Genomic DNA, 18,131 nt, shown 5'->3' on the forward strand with positions numbered 1-18,131 from the left:
GCTTGAACCGTACGCGGCTAGACCAATCAGGGGTTTTCTGCTATTCCTTATATACCAACTGAAGTCTTTATTCTTCAAGGAGGCTAACCATGCCATGGTCACAAAAAAGTCTACAAAAGTATGCTCTGGGAAGACATAGCGTTGTCAGGAGTCTAAAGTTCATTATGGCCTCGGTCATTTCACTTTTTTTGCTGTCATCTCCTTCATTCGTTGCCGCCCAGAGCAAAGCTATTGAACACATTCTGCTCCAGACTGATAAATTAAAACTTATGCCTTACGATAATGGTTCGTTGTCTGGTTGGTGTAAGTTGGAATATAAAGGAAGTTTTCCCAAAACGATCCCTGTGCGGGTAGAGCATAAACTCAGCCCCCAACAACGAACACAGTTGTTCAAACCGAATCTCGAACAATTTGTGCTTCAACAGGTTATCCCTGCTATCGAAAAAACCTGCTCTGGAGCGGAAGGTTTTCGGACGAACTATAACATTCGCCTGTCTATGCAAGATTGGTCAGATTCTTATGGATATTACGACTTTGATAGCTTTGTATTTCGCTATCGTGATGGCATCGTCACTCGCACTCAGTATTACCCGTCAAGTGCAGCTCGTAACGCGCTCGGGGAGGACGGTATAAACGCATTAACACCCCCAAAACAGCTAGACCGCGTAGATAAAGTCATTGGCCAAATCGGTCCTTTCTTGCTCTATCCTCGCAATGATCCGTTTTGTTACGGCTCTATAGCTCACGTTGATGCAGAGTTCGATAGCACCATAGATGAGCGTGATGAATGGGTTAAAGCCAATTATAAAGGGAATGATAAAATCGGATTTGAAGGATTTGTTAGTGAAGAGGTGCTGCCAAGAGTACGGGAGCACTGCAAACGTTTTATGGCTGTAGAACTACATTTTTATGAACGAGGTTCAATTGACCGGTGGGAGTCCATGCTGTTTAGTCTTAATTATGTTGGCTCGTTATCCATCACGTCACATAATATGAGCAAAAAAGCTAAATCATATGCACGCATGAAGATTAATCAGCGAGTATTTGGAACCTGTGATTCCTCTCCTTACTGTTTAATGCTCGGTGGTGTGTATCTAGATGCTATCTATCGCTACGACACTCAAAAGATTGCTCAAATAAATCAACAATTGGAAACTGAGTATGCCAAACAGGCGAGAACTGCCGATCTTCAACGATTTTTTAACCTAGCCGCTGAGGCAGGACTCAATGGTGCCCAAAATGTTGATGTAAAGATGAAGTTCCCAACACTTTTGATCAGCAAATACATTTATGACTTTAGTCGCTTCGCGGTAAGTAAGGCTAAACTCACAGGCAATCGTCAGGATGCTTGTTTTCGTGAAGGAACCAAAGTAGTCGATACCCGCACCACAACTCGTGTGATCGACTATCAAGACCAAATGGGCAACTACGCGGGTAGTGCTGGCGGCATTAATATAGGCAAGGTGTATCGTGTAAACCCTGAATTTGTTGAACTATGTGAAAGGTTCTGCGGCCCTGCCAGTGGTGAGTTTGCCGACTTTTTAGATAGCTTCTTCACACTGGAAAAGAGCGGGCATATCCTAGCTGGTCTTGAGCAGTCAATTAAAACCATGGACTGCAAAAGCAAAGAAGTTTTGCAATTTGAAAAGAACTTAATAAGGCTTACAAATAGCGTAATTCAGTAATGTATTACCTGTTACTAATAGGCCAACTCGAGTCTATAGTATAAGAAGGCGGGAAAAGTAAGATAGACAGGCATTTTTATGAACTCTTTTGTCGACGTTTTTGTCTTTGCTTTTTCCGCAATTCGCGTTTTTTCTGTTGTTTTATTTTGTCTCGCCATACCGAGATAATGATTGCTGCTATTATGCTGATAAATAAAACTGCGATGCCCACGCCAGACCAGAAACATAGTTGTTCATACACGCAAGGTAAACCAATTCTAATTTCCATATTGTTCACGCTGCCTCTTTATCTTTTAGTGATATATAAGACCTGAATCTCAAACAAAAAATTTCCGACAAACCTGTTGGGGCACAGATTTGAAATCTGTTATATTTTGCTCACTTGGTTATTACTTTTTGTATTGGCCTCCTAAACTCCCGAAATAAGTGTAAAAAGGAATAACTATGTTTTACCACAGGGCTCAACGCTCAGTTTTTATTTCCTTTTTCGTTCTGCTGATATCTGCCTGTGCTTCCGCTCCAAAATTAATGCCCACACCGAATGTGTTTATCAATACGCCTTATTCAGAAAGTGACGTCCCCGAAGCTCTGCGTGAAACCAGTATGGAGCTGATATATGTCACGGACCGTGGTACTTCTGTCAATAAAGAGGTTATTTACGATGCGAGTCGCTCGCCATCCATTGCCTATGGTGTTGCCAAAGTAAATTTTGCAGATAAGTTATTGCCCTGGGATGAATTACTAGTCCAAAGTAACCTACAAAAGCGGTCGGCTGATTTAACTTATGTGCTAGAAAACGTAGATGAACAGGGGCGCTTTCCTTTATCACCGTATAAATTTAGACGAGTAGGCGATCGACTTCAAATTGATGAGGAAATCCTAGAGCAAAAGTCTTTTCATGAAAACCAACTTAACAACCACATCAACCAGCGTTTAAAACAAAGTAAAAATAAAGACGTTATTTTGTTTGTTCACGGGTTTAATAATACCTTTAACGAGTCTGTATTTACCCTTGCAGGTATTTGGCATTTTCTGAAACGACAAGGTGTACCTATTGTGTATTCTTGGCCAGCGGCAGCAAAAGGCGTAACTGCCTATTTTGCAGATAAAGAGTCGGGTCAATTTACTATTTTCCATTTAAAAGAAACCTTACGATTACTGTTTAAAAACCCTGACATCGAAAATATTCATATTATTGCCCACAGTAGAGGCACCGATGTGGTCACCACAACTCTGCGGGAATTGATCATCGAAAACAGAGCCAGCGGTGGCAATCCTAGGAAAGATTTACGTATTGAAAACCTCATACTAGCCGCGCCCGATCTGGATTTTGGGATTATTAAACAACGCTTAATGGCTGAACAATTTGGGCCAGCCTTTGGGAAAATTACTATTTATACATCCCAAGAAGATAGCGCCTTGGGTATCTCCCAATGGTTAACCAACAGCTTGAGTTTTGGTCGATTAAATACCAAAGATGTGAATATAAATGAGCGTAATATCTTTAATTCAGTGGGAAATGTGAGCTTAATCAAAGTACCAAAGTCGGGTAGCTTTATTGGGCATGATTATTTTCATAGTAATCCTGCAGTGAGTTCCGACCTTATCAACCTGATTTTATACAACGCCGAACCGGGTTCAAAAGAACGACCATTGAAAAGACTCGAAAATAACTTTTGGTCACTGGGTTCTGATTATTTAATTGAGAAATAAGTCTGTTATCTACAAATCACTATAAGCAAAAGGCGATTAACTGCTTCGAAGACAAGCTTTGAAAAACATTGCACCTGCCAATATAACCTGTCATCTACCATCAACTTGCTTACCTCAAGCTTAGGGACGTCACCCTTTATTATAAAACAGGGCTAGAGGTGTTTTACATCTATACGCAATTTTGGATTAAACCAACTATCTGAAAGTTTTGATAACTAGTGTGGGTCTATTGACTAAATGATGACGCTGATTTTGCTTGTAGTACATTGTTAATGTAGAGGCCATTTCATCTGTTTATTAACAACTATCGCTTTATTCTTAGGCGCATCAGCAGCATTTTTAAGTGCAAGTGAAGTCGCTACTAAAAACCAACTAAAAGTTATAGAAGATACTCCAACTGCAAACATTCAAGCGAATGTGTGGATCAGGCATGTTGTTCATTAATAACTGCGCCAATCTAGATATTTATTACAAAACTACTTGTCATGCCCAATAGGATCCTCCAATGGAAATAGGTTTACTCATTCTTCTTTTTTCAGTTAGCGCTTACGCTATGTTAGCCAAAAAGCTATCTACAACTATTATCACTGCACCAATGGTATTCTTGGGGATGGGCTTTCTGATGTATCAATCTGGATTGATTCACATCGGGGATGCCCATGAAACCGTTTACTTAATCGCCGAAATATCACTTGTTGTTTTACTCTTTTTAGATGCCTCTCAAATAAACTTACGTAGGCTAAAAAAACAAAATTCTTGGCCACTGCGAATGTTATTGATAGGCCTGCCATTGAGTATTTTGATTGGTACTGGCTTTGCTTATTTGTTTTTCCCACAGTGGCCTTGGGCAATGTTAGCTTTGATTGCCGCTATTTTAGCCCCCACTGATGCTGCATTAGGTCAAGCCGTTGTTACCAATAAAAGTGTGCCTGCAAACGAGCGACAAAGCTTATCCGTGGAAAGTGGCTTAAATGATGGACTCGCATTACCTATCATTTTATTTTTTGCCAGCTTAGTTGCAATGAAAAACGGATCTGAAGAAAGTGAAATATCTTGGCTACTGTTTGGTTTCAGTCAAATTGTTGTGGGTATATTGGTTGGTGTAGCTATGGGCTGGTCGAGCGGGCGCTTATTTCTATATTCAGAATCGAAAAATGTATCATCCAGTGTATTTGAAGGGATCGGTGTTTTAGCCCTTACCGGTACAGCCTATTTGATGGCGACTTTACTCGGTGGAAATGGATTTATTTCAGCCTTTGTTGCTGGCCTAACATTTGGAAATATTGTAAAAGGCCACTGCCGATTTATCTATCAGTTTACCGAAAGTGAAGGGCAAATATTAATATGGAGCTCGTTTGTTATCATCGGTCTCGGGCTTCTTCCTTCCGCACTAACCCATTTAACCTTGCCGGTCGCGGGTTACATTTTAGTTAGCATATTTATTGTTCGCCCTCTTGCTATTTATTTTTCATTGCTTGGTACAAAAACAAGAACACTTACCAAGGTATTCATGGGGTTTTTTGGTCCAAGAGGGCTTGCAACCGCACTTTTTGCGTTAATTATTTCTAAAGATATTTTAGGTGAATACGGTCATTCAATATTAATAGTTGCGATTAATGCAGTATGGATGAGCACTTTAATACACGGTATTGCCGCTGCGCCTATTGCCAGTTGGTACGGTTCTAAAATTAAGTTATTAAAAGTTAAATCGAGAAAGTTAGACAAGCTGAAAAAGCAAAATGATTAGGCTCTTAAACCGAACTGAGATATGCAGTGATAAATATAAAAAGTGCCTAATTAAATGACTAAAATATTTATAATTATATGTTACTGATTTGTATGTGGAATTCGCTTTCTGTTGTGACTAAATATTGAATAGAAACTAAAAAGACTCTTTGTATTATGAAATTTAATTATCTAACGGCATGTCTTGTTGCCGTGAAATAAATAAAAAAAATAAAAAATTGGAGTCTTACCTTATGACTATACGTCAGATTTTTATCATATTCATGTTTACCTCGATTATATTCATTCTCGGTCTATCCATGATATCCCCCAACTGGTTGCTGGCCTTTGTTATCTTGGGCCCTATAAACTTAATTGGCTTATATGACATATTGCAAACCAAACACTCTGTTCGTCGTTTATACCCAGTGTTTGGCCGTTTTCGATACTTATTAGAATCAGTTCGACCGGAAATTCAACAATATTTTGTTGAATCAGATACGAGTGGAACTCCTATCCCAAGAGAATTCAGATCCTTAGTTTATCAACGTGCTAAAGGTGACAGAGATACTCGACCTTTTGGTACTATTTTTGATGTAAATCGTGACGGTTATGAGTGGGTTAACCATTCAATGCAACCTAAACATCTTACTGATTTTGCTCCCCGTGTGAAATTTGGTGGCCCTGATTGTAAAAAACCTTATATGTCAGCTTTACTGAATATTTCAGCGATGAGTTACGGCGCATTAAGCAAGAACGCTATCATGTCACTTAATCGAGGCGCCAAACTTGGGGGCTTTTCACATAACACAGGTGAGGGCAGTATGAGCCCTTATCATTTAGAGCACGGCGGTGACATTGTCTGGCAAATAGGGACGGGATATTTTGGGTGTCGTAATGATGAAGGAAATTTTAATCCTGAAACATTCAAGAAAAACGCAGCCAATGATGTTGTGAAAATGATAGAAATTAAACTATCACAAGGTGCTAAACCCGGACACGGTGGTATTTTACCTGCCGCTAAGTTAACGCAAGAAATAGCTGCTATTCGTCATGTTCCTATGGGAGCTGATGTTGTTTCACCTCCAGCACATAGTGCTTTTTCAACACCAACAGAGTTATTGTTGTTTGTTAAAAAGTTAAGAGAATTATCCGATGGTAAACCTATAGGATTCAAACTTTGTATTGGTCGCCATGATGAGTTTTTAGGTATTTGTAAAGCGATGATAGAGACGGGGATTACCCCTGATTTTATCACTGTTGATGGTGGTGAAGGGGGAACGGGTGCGGCACCAATTGAAATGACAAACTCTGTGGGAACACCAATTAAAGATAGTTTGATTTTTGTTAACAATGCGCTCATTGGTTTTGGCGTAAGAGATAAAATACGCATTATTGCTTCTGGTAAAATGTTTTCGGCATTTCATATCTTAAGAGCGATGGCGTTAGGTGCTGATACGGTTAATTCGGCTCGTGGCATGATGCTTTCATTGGGTTGTATCCATGCACGTACTTGTAATACTGATAACTGTCCAACAGGGATAGCCACTCAAAATCCATCTCGAAATAGAGCGGTTAACGTAACCGATAAGTCACAACGTGTTGCCAACTTCCAACGAGAAACGATTAAAAACTTGGTTGAGCTGGTGGGCGCTGCTGGTTTAAATGGTGTCGATGAACTTCAACCTAAGCATCTAAATCGTAGAGTTGAAGGCGTAAACATTAAAAGCTATGAGCAGCTCTATCCTACAATTACAGCCAACAGTTTGTTAGATGGAGGTAATATACCTGAAGACTGGCGTTATGATATGGCACAAGCAAATGCTGCATCTTGGTAGGTTGTGAAAGATTACCTGAAGCCGATAAGTAAAAAGCGCTTAATCATCTCTTTTTAAGCTTATTGGCTTGCGTTATTCATGTATAAAAATGAGTGAATCAACACTCATTTTATGCGTTTTATAGGTACTAAATGTTATTCAGCATAATGCTATAGGTCAATATATGTTGTTTGTTGGCGTTTTTATATGTGTTTGTTTTCTAGGGTATTTAGCTCAAACAACTGGCTTGTGTATGGTTAGAGGAGTGAATGAGTGGAAGGCCGGTAATAAAGAGTTCTTACTCGCTATCCTTTTTAGTGGAGTACTGGCTTGGGTTGCTGCTTATTTTTCTGATCTTTTTGCGGTTAAATTTAACTTTTGGACACACTCCTTGAGTGCCTGGTTTGTTCTAGGTGGGCTTATATTTGGACTAGGCGCGGCACTAAATAAAAGCTGTGGCATTTCCACATTAAGTCGGTTGGCTCGTGGTGACTCAAGAATGTTTGCGACCATTTTAGGTTGGTTACTGGGGTGGGTTATTCTTGCTTACTGGCCTGCGAATACTGATGCAGTCAAATCTTCTTTACCAGGAAAAATTAGTTATTTACCGCTTATCGTCGTCACGCTCGTTATTGCTTGCTGGGCATTAATCGGCGACAAAAAGAGAATGAAATTGTGGTTTGGTATGATGGGAATAGGGCTTCTTTCTGGCTTTATTTACTTGTATCAGCCTCGATGGCCAGCAAGCGCTTTATTACATCAGGTAAGTCTTGCCTTGATAGATGACAAACAACACAGTTGGCCTTCCATAGAGCAATACCTGTTTTTTGTCGCTTTGCTTCTGGGGATGTTTTTGGCCGCATGGCGTAGCAAAAGGTTTATTTTTGTTTCTTCAACTTTCAAGCATTGGGCTGAACATTTGTTCGCTGGCACATTAATGGGGGTAGGCGCATCGATAGCCATGGGAGGGAATAGTGTTCAGCTATTGCTCGCATTACCCACTCTTTCTCCCTCTGGCTTTGGTGCAGTAGCAGGTATGTTAATGGGTATTTGGGCTGGGCATTATATTATTAGATGTTTTAAGTGGGGGTGAGGGTGAAAAGTGCTCACCCTGCGCGGTAAATTAAACACGCTCCAATTCATTCGGCTAGAACCTGTGATTATGGAGCCGTGTTCTTTAGCTGGGGCTTATCAATGACTGCTATTGGTTGTCGCCATCCCAATTTTTCATTTTTCGATAAATGGTTGAAGCACTCACTCCTAAATGGGCTGCTGCCAACGGAATATTACCGTTACAAATATTGATTGCCTGTTCAATGGTATTTTTCTCCACCAACCACATGGGCACTATACTAGTCGCATCACCCTGAATGTTATTGGTTGGCAGATTGTTCTGAGTCTGTGCTGAAAAAGTTGGCACTTTGTCCACTTTGCCAAAACTAGCTGGCAACATTTCGGTGGTAATACTTTCACCGGTTTGAACCACTACCATGTTTTCAATAACATTTTGCAATTCACGGATATTGCCCGGCCAGTCGTATTTTAAAAACAAGTTTTGTACTTCGGGTGAAAACTGCTTAAAGTCTTTTTTATTCGCTTGATTTTTTTCAACTAGAATAGCATTTGCTAATAACATTATATCGTTACCCCGCTCTCGAAGGGCTGGTAACTGCACAGGAATAACATTTAAGCGATAGTACAAATCTTCCCGGAAACGTCCCTCTCCCACTTCCTCTGCAGGATTTCGATTGGTTGCGCAAACTACCCGCACATCACTTTGTAATACTTGACTGCTGCCAACTCGATTAAAGGTTCCAGTTTGCAAAAAGCGCAACAGCTTGGCTTGTAAGTTTAAGTCCATTTCACATATTTCATCGAGAAATAAGGTGCCGCCATTGGCCACTTCCACAGCCCCTTTGCGATCAGATAGAGCGCCACTAAACGAGCCTTTTTCATGACCAAAGAATTCAGATTCAAATAGGTCTTTTGGAATAGCTGCACAGTTTATGGCGATAATTGGTCCGTTTTGACGAGCGCTGCTTTGATGTAAATATTGGGCGCATACTTCTTTACCTGTGCCACTTTCGCCAGTAACAAATACGCATGCTTTACTACGTGAAGCACTTTCTAATAAACGAAAAACGGTTTGCATAGCCAAAGACTCACCAATAAAGTTTAGTTTATCGGTTTGCGTCGACGACTTTTTGACTTCTTCAACGTTACTTTCTAACTTAACCTGGCTGATGGCGTTTTTAACCGAAGTTAGCATGCGTTCCCGTGTAAACGGCTTTTCGATAAAGTCAAAACCACCTAAACGCATGGCATCAACTGCAACTTCGATGGAGCTATTGGAAGTAATAATGATAACTCGAGCAGGGTTTTCTTGTTTGTTTACAAACTGGAGTACTTCTAGACCACTGATATCAGGTAAACACACATCCTGAATTATAACACTGGGCATTCTTTCTTTTATAGCCACCAAAGCTGAATAACCATCGACAAAGTGACGCGTTTCGTAACCGACACTTTCTAATTGTGAGCTATATAGAGCGCCGCTCGAAAGACTGTCTTCTACAATATAAACCAAATTTTTGTTGGCGTTTTGTGACATGGCCACTCCTGTTATTTTTAATTATATTTTTCTTTATATTGCAACAAAGTGTTTTCCATCAACGTCAAAATAAAATGATCAGAGGTTGTGATGGGCTGATTCAATATGGTGATTTTGTGATTTATTTCATTGGCCTTTTCTGCCAGAGACATTGCGCCATACAATGCAGCTGAGTTTTTAACAATGTGAGTAATATCACCAATTGTTTTGTCGTCGATAGGGTCAAAAGCCACTTTCAGTTTGTTGTTTAGAGTCGTCATTTCGTCAATAAACAAGTTAATTAATGTGCCACATGTTTCGTTACCTAAATCGGCAGCCATTTGCTCGATAACGCTTTGATCTATTAAGCCCACCATGAATGAATCCAATTTTACTATTTAAAAGCGACCTTGTAATACTATTATATAATTTAATAAATTACGTGATTAAACTTAAATTAAAAAAAGGTAAGTTAATTTAACTATTTCCCCAACGATGCAAGTTCTCCTCAAACGAAACGGGACGGCCTAATAAATAACCTTGAGCGGTGTCACAGCCTAATTGACTTAGAATTTGTAACTGAGTTTCATCTTCAATACCCTCAGCAACGATATGCATGCCAAGCCGTTGTGCCATGGCGATAATGGCACTACATAAAGTAAAGTCCTCATTACAACTTGCTATTCCGTTTACAAAGCTTCTATCTATTTTTAAGCCGTTGATTTTGAATTCACGTAATAAGCTTAGTGAAGCAAACCCAGTTCCAAAATCATCTACCCAAACCTGAACGCCTTCTTGTTGAAACGCATTAAACACTTTGGCAATCGTTTGTGGGTTTTTGATCAAGGCAGTTTCAGTTAGCTCGAGTTTAATGCATCGAGTAGGGATCTCTAATTGATCGACTAATGTCATAATTTCCTCAAATATATCGGTATTTGCGATTTGTACCGCGGATACATTGATAGAAACAACAATGTCTTTTAACCCATGCTGCAGAAACCCTTTCAGATCCAGTAATACTCTTTTAAAGATCCAATTACCTAGTTCGATTATTTGCCCGTTTTGTTCGGCATGGGGAATGAACTGGTCTGGAGAAATAAAGCCAAACTGTGGAGAATGACAGCGAATTAAAGCTTCAAAGCCAATTAACTTGCAGCCTTGCATTGAAAGTAAAGGTTGGTAAACCATCGAAAAATAACTATTTTTCATAGCATCGTCAATGATCTGAGTTAAATCTCCTAACCTAGTTGAAGAACTGGCTTGGGGCGCATTTACCACAGTTTTGTCGCAGGTATCGATAGTCATTTTTGTTTCCAGTTAAAGTGGGTTTGATTTTATTTTACGTTACTAACGCAAATGACAGGCCAACAAGGGGGTGTTGAGAGATACGTGTAACCAATTGTTTTATATGAGTTAAATTATTCGATTTGTTTTGCTTGGATAGTTTACTCAAAATGTTTTGCAAATTGCGATGCATATTGTCAATCAGTTATAAGCATTTGCATTATGAGAACTAAGATAATTTAGGTTAAGTGTACTAAAGGCACTTTAGGATAGCCGTAAAACGGCAATACAAAATTTCATGTTTTTGTTTTGCCGTTTTAGTAGAAAATAATTGACTAATTTCACGGTAAATTTAGCTATCGTAGTTCAAGTAGTTTTAACGGTTTTAAAAGATACTGTAGTACCGTGCGTTGCTCGGTTTGAATGTCTATCTCAGCTAACATACCAGGTTTTATCGGTAATTTATTCTCGCCTTTTAACATGTAATTCTGTTCGGTGCTGATCAACACTTTGTAATAGCTTGCTTCCCCTTTTGGGGTGTTTTCGATAATGGTATCGGCACTAATTCGTTCTACTGTGCCAGTCAAACCACCGTAGACTGCATAGTCATAGGCACTTATTTTAACTGTCGCTGCCATATTCGGAGCAATAAATGCAATGTCTTGAGGTCGGATTTTGGTTTCGAATACAAGACGGTCTTCTAAAGGAGTAATTTGCATAATTTCATCACCTGGACCAATTACCCCTCCTACAGTGGATATAGATATATTGTTAACGATGCCACGTACCGGAGACACTATATTAGTGCGATTTAGCTGATCACGACGTTGAGCGATAACTTGTTGTAAACTAATTAGTTCGCTTTTTTGGGTAGCCAATTCGCCATAAGCTTCCTGTTCAAAGGCATTTCTTATTTCTGTTAACTTGCCATTTTGATCAGCCAGCTCACTTTTCAGTTTCATCACCTCAAGTGCGCCAGCAGCTTGGCGTTTAACCAAACCTTGCACCACAGATAATTGCTCTTTGGTCGCTTTAATCTTATTCAAAAATGCACTTTCGGAAGCTTCAAGGCGTTGTTGGCGGGCATTGAATAATTCAATTTCAGCATCAATTAATTCCACGCGGCTTAGCAAATTTTCTGGAAAAACAACCTTTTCCAAACCCAATGTCTCAGCTTCTAACCGAGCGATGCTTGCTTGCAAGGCTTGTGATTGATTCAAAGACTCCATAAACGCCGTTTTAAAGCGTGTTTCGTCCAATTTGAGTAGTATTTCTCCAGCCTCTACGATTTGACCTTCCTTAACCATCAATTGATTTAAAATTCCGCCTTCAAGACTTTGAATGGTTTGCTGCTGGGAAGAGGGGATTACCTTTCCTTGCCCTCGAGTGATTTCGGAGATTTCTGCCCAATAGGCCCAACCAATAAAACTGCTCAATAACACACTACAAAGCAATAAAAACCAAGGAGCACCGCGATTTTCCGTACTTGCTGTTACTTCATTTAGTTCACGACGTAATTGCTCGGAATTAAACTGTGTTGTCATTTTTATGCTCCTTTCGCTTTAACATTGAACGGTTTACTAGCTGGTTGTTTTTGTCCGTTTGAAACTATATTTGTAAGTTTGTCATCCATAATGCGTTTGCCGTTTTTTAGCACTATTGCACGGTTAACCCAGCTCAATAAATTGCGTTTATGAGTGGCCAAAATTAACGTGCGTCCTTGTAGCCAAGGGCCCATTTTGGCAATGACATTATTTTCGGTATGCTGATCTAATGCTGAGGTTGGTTCATCCAATAACACAACTTGTGGGTCTTGTAAGATTAGGCGAGCTAAGCCGATGGATTGCCTTTGACCTCCAGATAAGCTGCTATTATTTTGGATCAGCAAGTCTAATCCCATGGGATGATGTCTAACAAAGTCTCCCAATCCAGCGATATCTATCGCTTCGAGTAGTTTATTCTCATCTACATTTTCACCACTTAACAACAGGTTGTCGCGCAAGGTTCCGTGAAACAGGGCGGTATCCTGAGGAAGATAACCAATTGCACGACGTCTATCGACGGGATCAATTTGCGTTAACGATAAGTTGTCAAACATCACTTCGCCTTGGGTTGGGGAATACAAACCCGATAGTATTTTTAGCAGGGTAGATTTACCCGCTCCATTACCACCAAGTAAGGCAACGTGTTCGCCGGCTTCAACTGTAAATTTATCCAAATTAAGGACTTTGGTGCTGTTTTTCTCATAGGCCCAACACACATTTTCTAAACAATAGGTCCCTTTGGTTTTCATTAGGCGTACAAAGCGTTGTTTCAGAGGGCGTTCAATGGGTAGGTTCATTAACTGCTCGAGACCTTCCAGTGCGACTTTGACATGCTGCCAACGGGACAATAGACCATTAATTTGCAAGGTTGGAGCAATTGCACGAGCTGTGAGTATCGAGCATGCTATCAATGAACCTATAGTTAATTCACCTTTATCGATAAGGTAGACACCACCAATAATCACGCCTATGGATGCCAATTGTTGAGTGGCTGAGGCCCAGTTACTTAGCCAAGTGGAAGTGTGTCTAAAACTGACACCTCGGGTGGTTTGTTCTTCACAAAGTTGTTTCCATTGCTGTTCAGAACGAGCTTCTCCATGGGTTGCCTTTAAGGTTTCGAGATTATCAATGGCCTCGAGCAATACCCCATTTTTTACAGCCGATTCCCTTACATTTGAGCGGGACAGCTTTGTTAACCAAGGTTGTAAAATTAGGGCAGGTAATAACATCAATAAAATGGCAGTGATGGGAATGAACACAATAGGGCCGCCTATGTAAGCAGTCATTCCCAAAAATAACAGTACAAACGGCAAGTCACCAAAAGCGCCTAGTGTGCTGGCGGTAAAAAACTCTCGCACCGCTTCAAAGTCCCGCACCTGACTGGCGAATGCTCCGATTGAGTTGGGACGATTGGCTAAGCGTATATTGATTGCATGTTGGAATATATGTCGCGATAAACTTAAGTCTAGCCGCTTCCCCATGGTTTCAATGATCTGTCCTCTGGTTGTTCTGAGTAAAAACTCAAAAGTGACAGCCAGTAACACCCCTATAGCTAGTGCCCAAAGAGTACCAAAGGCCGAGGTGGGCACGACTCTGTCATAGACTTGCATAGCGAATAACGCACTAGCAATGGCCAACACCGAGGCAAGTAAGGATGCCAGAAATATCTGCGTCAGGGCTTTCCATTGACCTAATAATCTTGATTTGAACCAATGTTTTTGTTTCTCTTGAGCATAACTGTCACTTTGCAGTGATGCAGTACGTGCATGGGCAAACAAGCTCCAACCTGTATAATGGTGCGCTAACTTTTCATAGCTAAGTATTAACTCACCGCCAGTAACTGGACTGAGCAATCGGTATTTATCTGCTTTTCTCTCCAACAGAACTAAGGTTTCATTACCTTTTAGTAATAAAAGACATGGAAGTAATGGGGCGGTAATCCGCTTTAAGGGAGCCTCTTTTAATCTTGAGTCGAAGTGATGACGACGCAATAATTGAGGCAGTTGTTTAGCTTTTAGGCGACCATTCTCCAACTTGATACCATAGGATAGCTGTTGCGGGTCTACAGCTGTGCCGAGACACTTAAGTAAGCATGAAAGACCTTCAATTAAGGGGTCACTAACAGCTTCAGAGTGCGTTCTCGTTCTTGCTGTTTGTTTTTTTGCAGCGCTATTAGGAGCCACACTTTTTACCCTAGGCTGTGCTTTTGCTTGGGGCTGAGTATTGGCAATGGGCATATTAAGCTCCTGCTTTGTTAAGTAATTGGGTCAAAATTCCCAATTGACTAGCAAACATATATTGCTCACTGATTAACTGGTTACTCAACTCGATAGCTTGTCGTTTGGCTTCAAATATTTCGCGTTCTATGCTGAGTAAATCTTCCAGATCACGCATGCCCGCGAGGAACTGTTGTTGGTAGCTAGACTTCACCACCAGGGCCAATTGAGCTTGAGTCTTTAATGATTCAATACGTTGTTGAATGCTAGGTTGTTTAAGATTGATGGAACGAGCCGCTCGAATGAGATCACGGTATATTGCTTTTGAGCTATATTCTGCGGATTTGAGTTTGCTACGGGCGGTTTTAGGCTGAAACCAATTATCTAAGCCGTCGTAACGTATTTGAATACCAACGCTTGAATCTGATTGCCATTGACCACCAATTTCTCTTCTTACCCAGCTGGCCTCGAGGTTGATTTTAGGCATGCGCTCAGCCTCTTTTAAGGCTAAATCGGATCGTGCTACTTTACTTTCTGCTAAAGCTAGTAGGTAATCTGGAGCCTCTACAATCAGGCTATTTAAACCTTGAGGTTGTTGTTTTATATGCGCATTTAAAGGTAATAGTGGTGGTGTTTGCAGTGTAAGATTATCTGCAGACAAGCCTATAAGCTCGTTAAAGTCTTGTTTGGCAATTTCGATTTCCCCTTGATACAAGGCGATGGCCTGTTCAATTCGGGCGATTTCCATTTTGGTTCTGTCAGTTTCAATACTGTCAGAATAAGAACTGTTGAATCGATCTTCCGCTATTTGATGAACATAGCTAATGTTTTTATGAAATGCTTGATAGAGCGTGACGTATTGCTGATTGATACTGATGTCGAGATAAGCTTGAGTGGCGTTAATTGCAGCTTCGATTTCAGCTAACTTATAACGTTGAATTTGTATTTCTGCTTCAGCAGTGCGGGTATTGACTCTCTGCTTTACTTTTCCCCAGTCATACAGCATCTGGGTAGCACGTACTTCGTATGAATTACTACCAAAATTATCCCCTGAACCAGCACTGGCTTGAATATTTGGGTAATAACCACGTTGAGCGCCTTTGATTTCTGTTTCGGCTGATTCAATCTGTGCTTGTGCAGATACAACGCGATGATCACGTTCGATGGCAATATTAATGGCATCTTGCAAACTAAACATGGTATTGGCAGAAATTGTGAAAGACGCCATGGCGCAACCAATAATGACGGCTTGTTTGATTTTTAACACAATGAATCTCCTAAATAGTTACATTGATTTGCATAAGCAAACCTCTGTCACTACAGGAGCAATTCATGTTCCAATCTGCAATATGAAAAATATTGCTTATATAACAATAAGTAAGGTGATTTTTTAACGTCAGCAAAAAAGTAAAATGATTTCGCGTTGCATTTTGCAACGCGAAATAGAAAAGCGCGTTGGGTATGTTTAACCCCAGCGCGACTTTTACTGTTTTACTTTGCTATGGTTAAATTTCGGTAATAATATCTGCCTCTGCATATACGGTTGATGAACCGAGCTGATAAACATCATAACTAGTGCCATTAAGGACAATGGAATCAGTCTGAGTGGCGCCGTTAATATTGAGAGTGTCTTCAGTGTCACCCTCAATAATAATGAGGTTGTCTTCATCGGTGATATTAAGTATTGCCTCTTCATCAAGGATTAGCTCATTTGCACCATTGCCTCTCATATCAATGACTTCCATATTGTTGATAGCACCTTCAGTGGCAGCTACGTCGAATAAAATCCCATCTCCGCCAAGAACTAAGGTGTCTTCTCCAGTCCCGCCATCAATAGTAGCGAAACCAAGGTCAGCTATTTCAATGGTGTCATTACCTTGCTCACCAAATATTTGGTCGGCACCTACACCATCAATCAGAATATCATCACCTTCTCCACCGTTGATTATATCGTTCCCTTCACCTCCACGTATCAGGTCATTACCGGCTAAACCATCTATTACGTCATTACCGTCATATCCATATAAGCGGTTATTGTTAGCGTTGCCTGTCAAAGTATTATTTTCGTCTGTTCCTTCATAAATCAGTCTAGTTGTAGGGTCGGTTTCAAGCGCACTAACACCAAGTAAGCCTACATTATTGTCAGTTGAGGTTGCTGGTGGAGTGAAGCTGTCAGTTGCCTCTATGGTGATATTGGTGAGTAGATCTACATCGACTAAACTTACACCAAATACTTTAAGTGGATCATAATAGACAGTTGCTAATAGTTCATTGATTGCACCATTGTCTAGATCTCCACCATCTGTAGAGGTGAACGTTACCGTAGATACATAACCAATATTAGCAATGTCAAGTAGTGAACCTGTTTCGTAGGTTGTTCCTTGGGCATTTATGCCTAATTCTTGCGCTAATTTTTCTGACCAAGCCCACTGTGGGTCGGTGATCACGCCAGTTAAGTTGACACCAACCAATGCATTGGCAGAAACAACGACTTGATTCAGGTTACCATCCACGTCATACGCAGACAGCCCCTGGTCCTCAAGGCTAATAATCCCTAAAGCACCAACTTCAGCTAGACCTAATAATGCCCCGCTTCCGACACTGACTTCTGGCGCATCATTGGTATTTGTAACAGTTATGGTTGCGGTAGCAGGACTAGGATCTGTTTTACCATCGTTATCTTTGGCTACATAATCGAATTGGGTTTCACCACTCCAATTCTCATCTGGGACAAAATATAAACTTAACTGATTATTGTCAGCGTTATAATTTGTGCCAGGTTCAACAAGTTGGGTGAGTTCTGAGTCGAAATAAAGCGAGCCATTTTCTGGCAAATTACTTAGCATAAATTCTGTTATTGAACCGTCCCAATCCTCGCCTTGTAAGGTGATTGCAATGGACGACGCATCTTCTGCACCAGTTGCACTTACGTTAGAAGTAGTGGGTCTTCCAATAATATCTTGCACTTCTGCTGTTGTATCTGCATCTTGTCGGTCAACAGCATCGATATTTTCATTTGCGATAGCTAGGTTGCTTTCATTTACACCAATAACTCCCGCTGAGGCGTAATTATCAACCGTTGGTGGAGTGTTAGAGTTGTCTGCTGCATAATCGGCAATTATGTCCATTGCTGAGTCTATGGTCGCTTGTTCTTGGGCTTGCAGCTCAACTAAGGCTTGAACTTCAGCTTGAGTATCAGCATCGACTCCATTTACCGAATCCAGTTTAGCGTTAACGGCAACCAGGTTATCGTCGGTGACACCTGTGATACCGGCAGTTGCATAGTCATCTACCGACGGCGCTGGGTTGGTGTTATCTTCTGCATAAGCAGCGATTTTGCTTAGGGCAGCATTTGTCGCAGCGAGTGCAGCTTCGGCCTCTGCTTGTTCTTGGGCTTGTAGGTCAACTAAAGCTTGAACTTCAGCTTGGGTATCTGCATCGGCTCCATTTACCGAATCCAGCTTGGCGTTAACTGCAGTTAGATTATCGTCAGTGACACCTGTGATCCCTGCAGTTGCATAGTCATCTACCGACGGTGCAGGGTTGGTATTATCTTC

At 40.7% G+C, this 18,131-nt stretch carries 12 protein-coding genes and 1 pseudogene; 5 read left to right on the forward strand and 8 right to left on the reverse strand.

The window, feature by feature from the left end:
- Positions 1-164: 164 nt before the first annotated feature.
- Positions 165-1,685 carry a hypothetical protein gene (locus ABJV04_RS13130; protein WP_348491976.1) on the forward strand — a complete coding sequence of 507 codons (1,521 nt, stop codon included), beginning with the start codon at positions 165-167 and terminating at the stop codon, positions 1,683-1,685.
- A 76-nt stretch (positions 1,686-1,761) separates the two neighbouring features.
- On the opposite strand, the gene ABJV04_RS13135 is transcribed toward ABJV04_RS13130, so the two are convergent.
- Complete coding sequence (locus ABJV04_RS13135; RefSeq protein WP_348491977.1) at positions 1,762-1,953, reverse strand: hypothetical protein; 192 nt, start codon at positions 1,951-1,953, stop codon at positions 1,762-1,764.
- A 176-nt stretch (positions 1,954-2,129) separates the two neighbouring features.
- Here ABJV04_RS13135 and ABJV04_RS13140 point away from each other — a divergent pair, with 176 nt between their 5' ends.
- The 4 genes from ABJV04_RS13140 (at position 2,130) to ABJV04_RS13155 (ending at position 8,033) form a co-directional block, all read left to right on the forward strand.
- On the forward strand, positions 2,130-3,398 hold the full coding sequence (locus ABJV04_RS13140) for an alpha/beta hydrolase (RefSeq protein ID WP_348491978.1): 1,269 nt from the start codon (positions 2,130-2,132) through the stop codon (positions 3,396-3,398).
- Between the two features lie 505 nt (positions 3,399-3,903).
- Positions 3,904-5,145, forward strand: coding sequence for a sodium:proton antiporter (locus tag ABJV04_RS13145; protein WP_348491979.1), 1,242 nt, complete (start codon positions 3,904-3,906; stop codon positions 5,143-5,145).
- A 232-nt stretch (positions 5,146-5,377) separates the two neighbouring features.
- Positions 5,378-6,961 (forward strand): FMN-binding glutamate synthase family protein, encoded by a 1,584-nt coding sequence (locus tag ABJV04_RS13150; RefSeq protein WP_348491980.1) that lies wholly within the window; start codon positions 5,378-5,380, stop codon positions 6,959-6,961.
- Between the two features lie 244 nt (positions 6,962-7,205).
- The gene (locus tag ABJV04_RS13155; RefSeq protein ID WP_348491981.1) at positions 7,206-8,033 is read left to right on the forward strand and encodes a YeeE/YedE thiosulfate transporter family protein; all 828 of its coding nucleotides are present in this window, start codon (positions 7,206-7,208) and stop codon (positions 8,031-8,033) included.
- A gap of 108 nt (positions 8,034-8,141) precedes the next feature.
- On the opposite strand, the gene ABJV04_RS13160 is transcribed toward ABJV04_RS13155, so the two are convergent.
- From ABJV04_RS13160 to ABJV04_RS13190, 7 genes and pseudogenes are all read right to left on the reverse strand, one after another.
- Entirely contained in the window at positions 8,142-9,551 is a 1,410-nt protein-coding gene (locus ABJV04_RS13160; RefSeq protein ID WP_348491982.1) for a sigma-54 dependent transcriptional regulator, read from the reverse strand.
- 17 nt (positions 9,552-9,568) lie between these two features.
- A complete protein-coding gene (locus tag ABJV04_RS13165; protein WP_348491983.1) occupies positions 9,569-9,907 on the reverse strand; it encodes an Hpt domain-containing protein in 339 nt (112 codons plus the stop codon).
- 100 nt (positions 9,908-10,007) lie between these two features.
- Entirely contained in the window at positions 10,008-10,835 is an 828-nt protein-coding gene (locus ABJV04_RS13170; protein ID WP_348491984.1) for an EAL domain-containing protein, read from the reverse strand.
- 335 nt (positions 10,836-11,170) lie between these two features.
- Entirely contained in the window at positions 11,171-12,358 is a 1,188-nt protein-coding gene (locus ABJV04_RS13175) for an HlyD family efflux transporter periplasmic adaptor subunit (protein ID WP_348491985.1), read from the reverse strand.
- A 2-nt stretch (positions 12,359-12,360) separates the two neighbouring features.
- Positions 12,361-14,595, reverse strand: a complete 2,235-nt coding sequence (locus ABJV04_RS13180) for a type I secretion system permease/ATPase (protein WP_348491986.1) — start codon at positions 14,593-14,595, stop codon at positions 12,361-12,363.
- Position 14,596: 1 nt separating this feature from the next.
- On the reverse strand, positions 14,597-15,841 hold the full coding sequence (locus ABJV04_RS13185; protein ID WP_348491987.1) for a TolC family protein: 1,245 nt from the start codon (positions 15,839-15,841) through the stop codon (positions 14,597-14,599).
- 238 nt (positions 15,842-16,079) lie between these two features.
- Positions 16,080-18,131: pseudogene (locus ABJV04_RS13190) on the reverse strand (hypothetical protein); the annotation flags it as partial.

Origin of the sequence: Aliiglaciecola sp., assembly GCF_039982535.1 — a bacterium.
GTDB lineage: Bacteria > Pseudomonadota > Gammaproteobacteria > Enterobacterales > Alteromonadaceae > Aliiglaciecola.

Bases quoted from the DNA above. Each gene is read 5' to 3' on its own strand.
- ABJV04_RS13145 (WP_348491979.1), top strand. From the start codon at position 3,904: ATGGAAATAGGTTTACTCATTCTTCTTTTTTCAGTTAGCGCTTACGCT.
- ABJV04_RS13130 (WP_348491976.1), top strand. From the start codon at position 165: ATGGCCTCGGTCATTTCACTTTTTTTGCTGTCATCTCCTTCATTCGTT.
- ABJV04_RS13150 (WP_348491980.1), top strand. From the start codon at position 5,378: ATGACTATACGTCAGATTTTTATCATATTCATGTTTACCTCGATTATA.
- ABJV04_RS13140 (WP_348491978.1), top strand. From the start codon at position 2,130: ATGTTTTACCACAGGGCTCAACGCTCAGTTTTTATTTCCTTTTTCGTT.
- ABJV04_RS13180 (WP_348491986.1), bottom strand. From the start codon at position 14,595: ATGCCCATTGCCAATACTCAGCCCCAAGCAAAAGCACAGCCTAGGGTA.
- ABJV04_RS13135 (WP_348491977.1), bottom strand. From the start codon at position 1,953: ATGGAAATTAGAATTGGTTTACCTTGCGTGTATGAACAACTATGTTTC.
- ABJV04_RS13175 (WP_348491985.1), bottom strand. From the start codon at position 12,358: ATGACAACACAGTTTAATTCCGAGCAATTACGTCGTGAACTAAATGAA.
- ABJV04_RS13165 (WP_348491983.1), bottom strand. From the start codon at position 9,907: ATGGTGGGCTTAATAGATCAAAGCGTTATCGAGCAAATGGCTGCCGAT.
- ABJV04_RS13170 (WP_348491984.1), bottom strand. From the start codon at position 10,835: ATGACTATCGATACCTGCGACAAAACTGTGGTAAATGCGCCCCAAGCC.
- ABJV04_RS13160 (WP_348491982.1), bottom strand. From the start codon at position 9,551: ATGTCACAAAACGCCAACAAAAATTTGGTTTATATTGTAGAAGACAGT.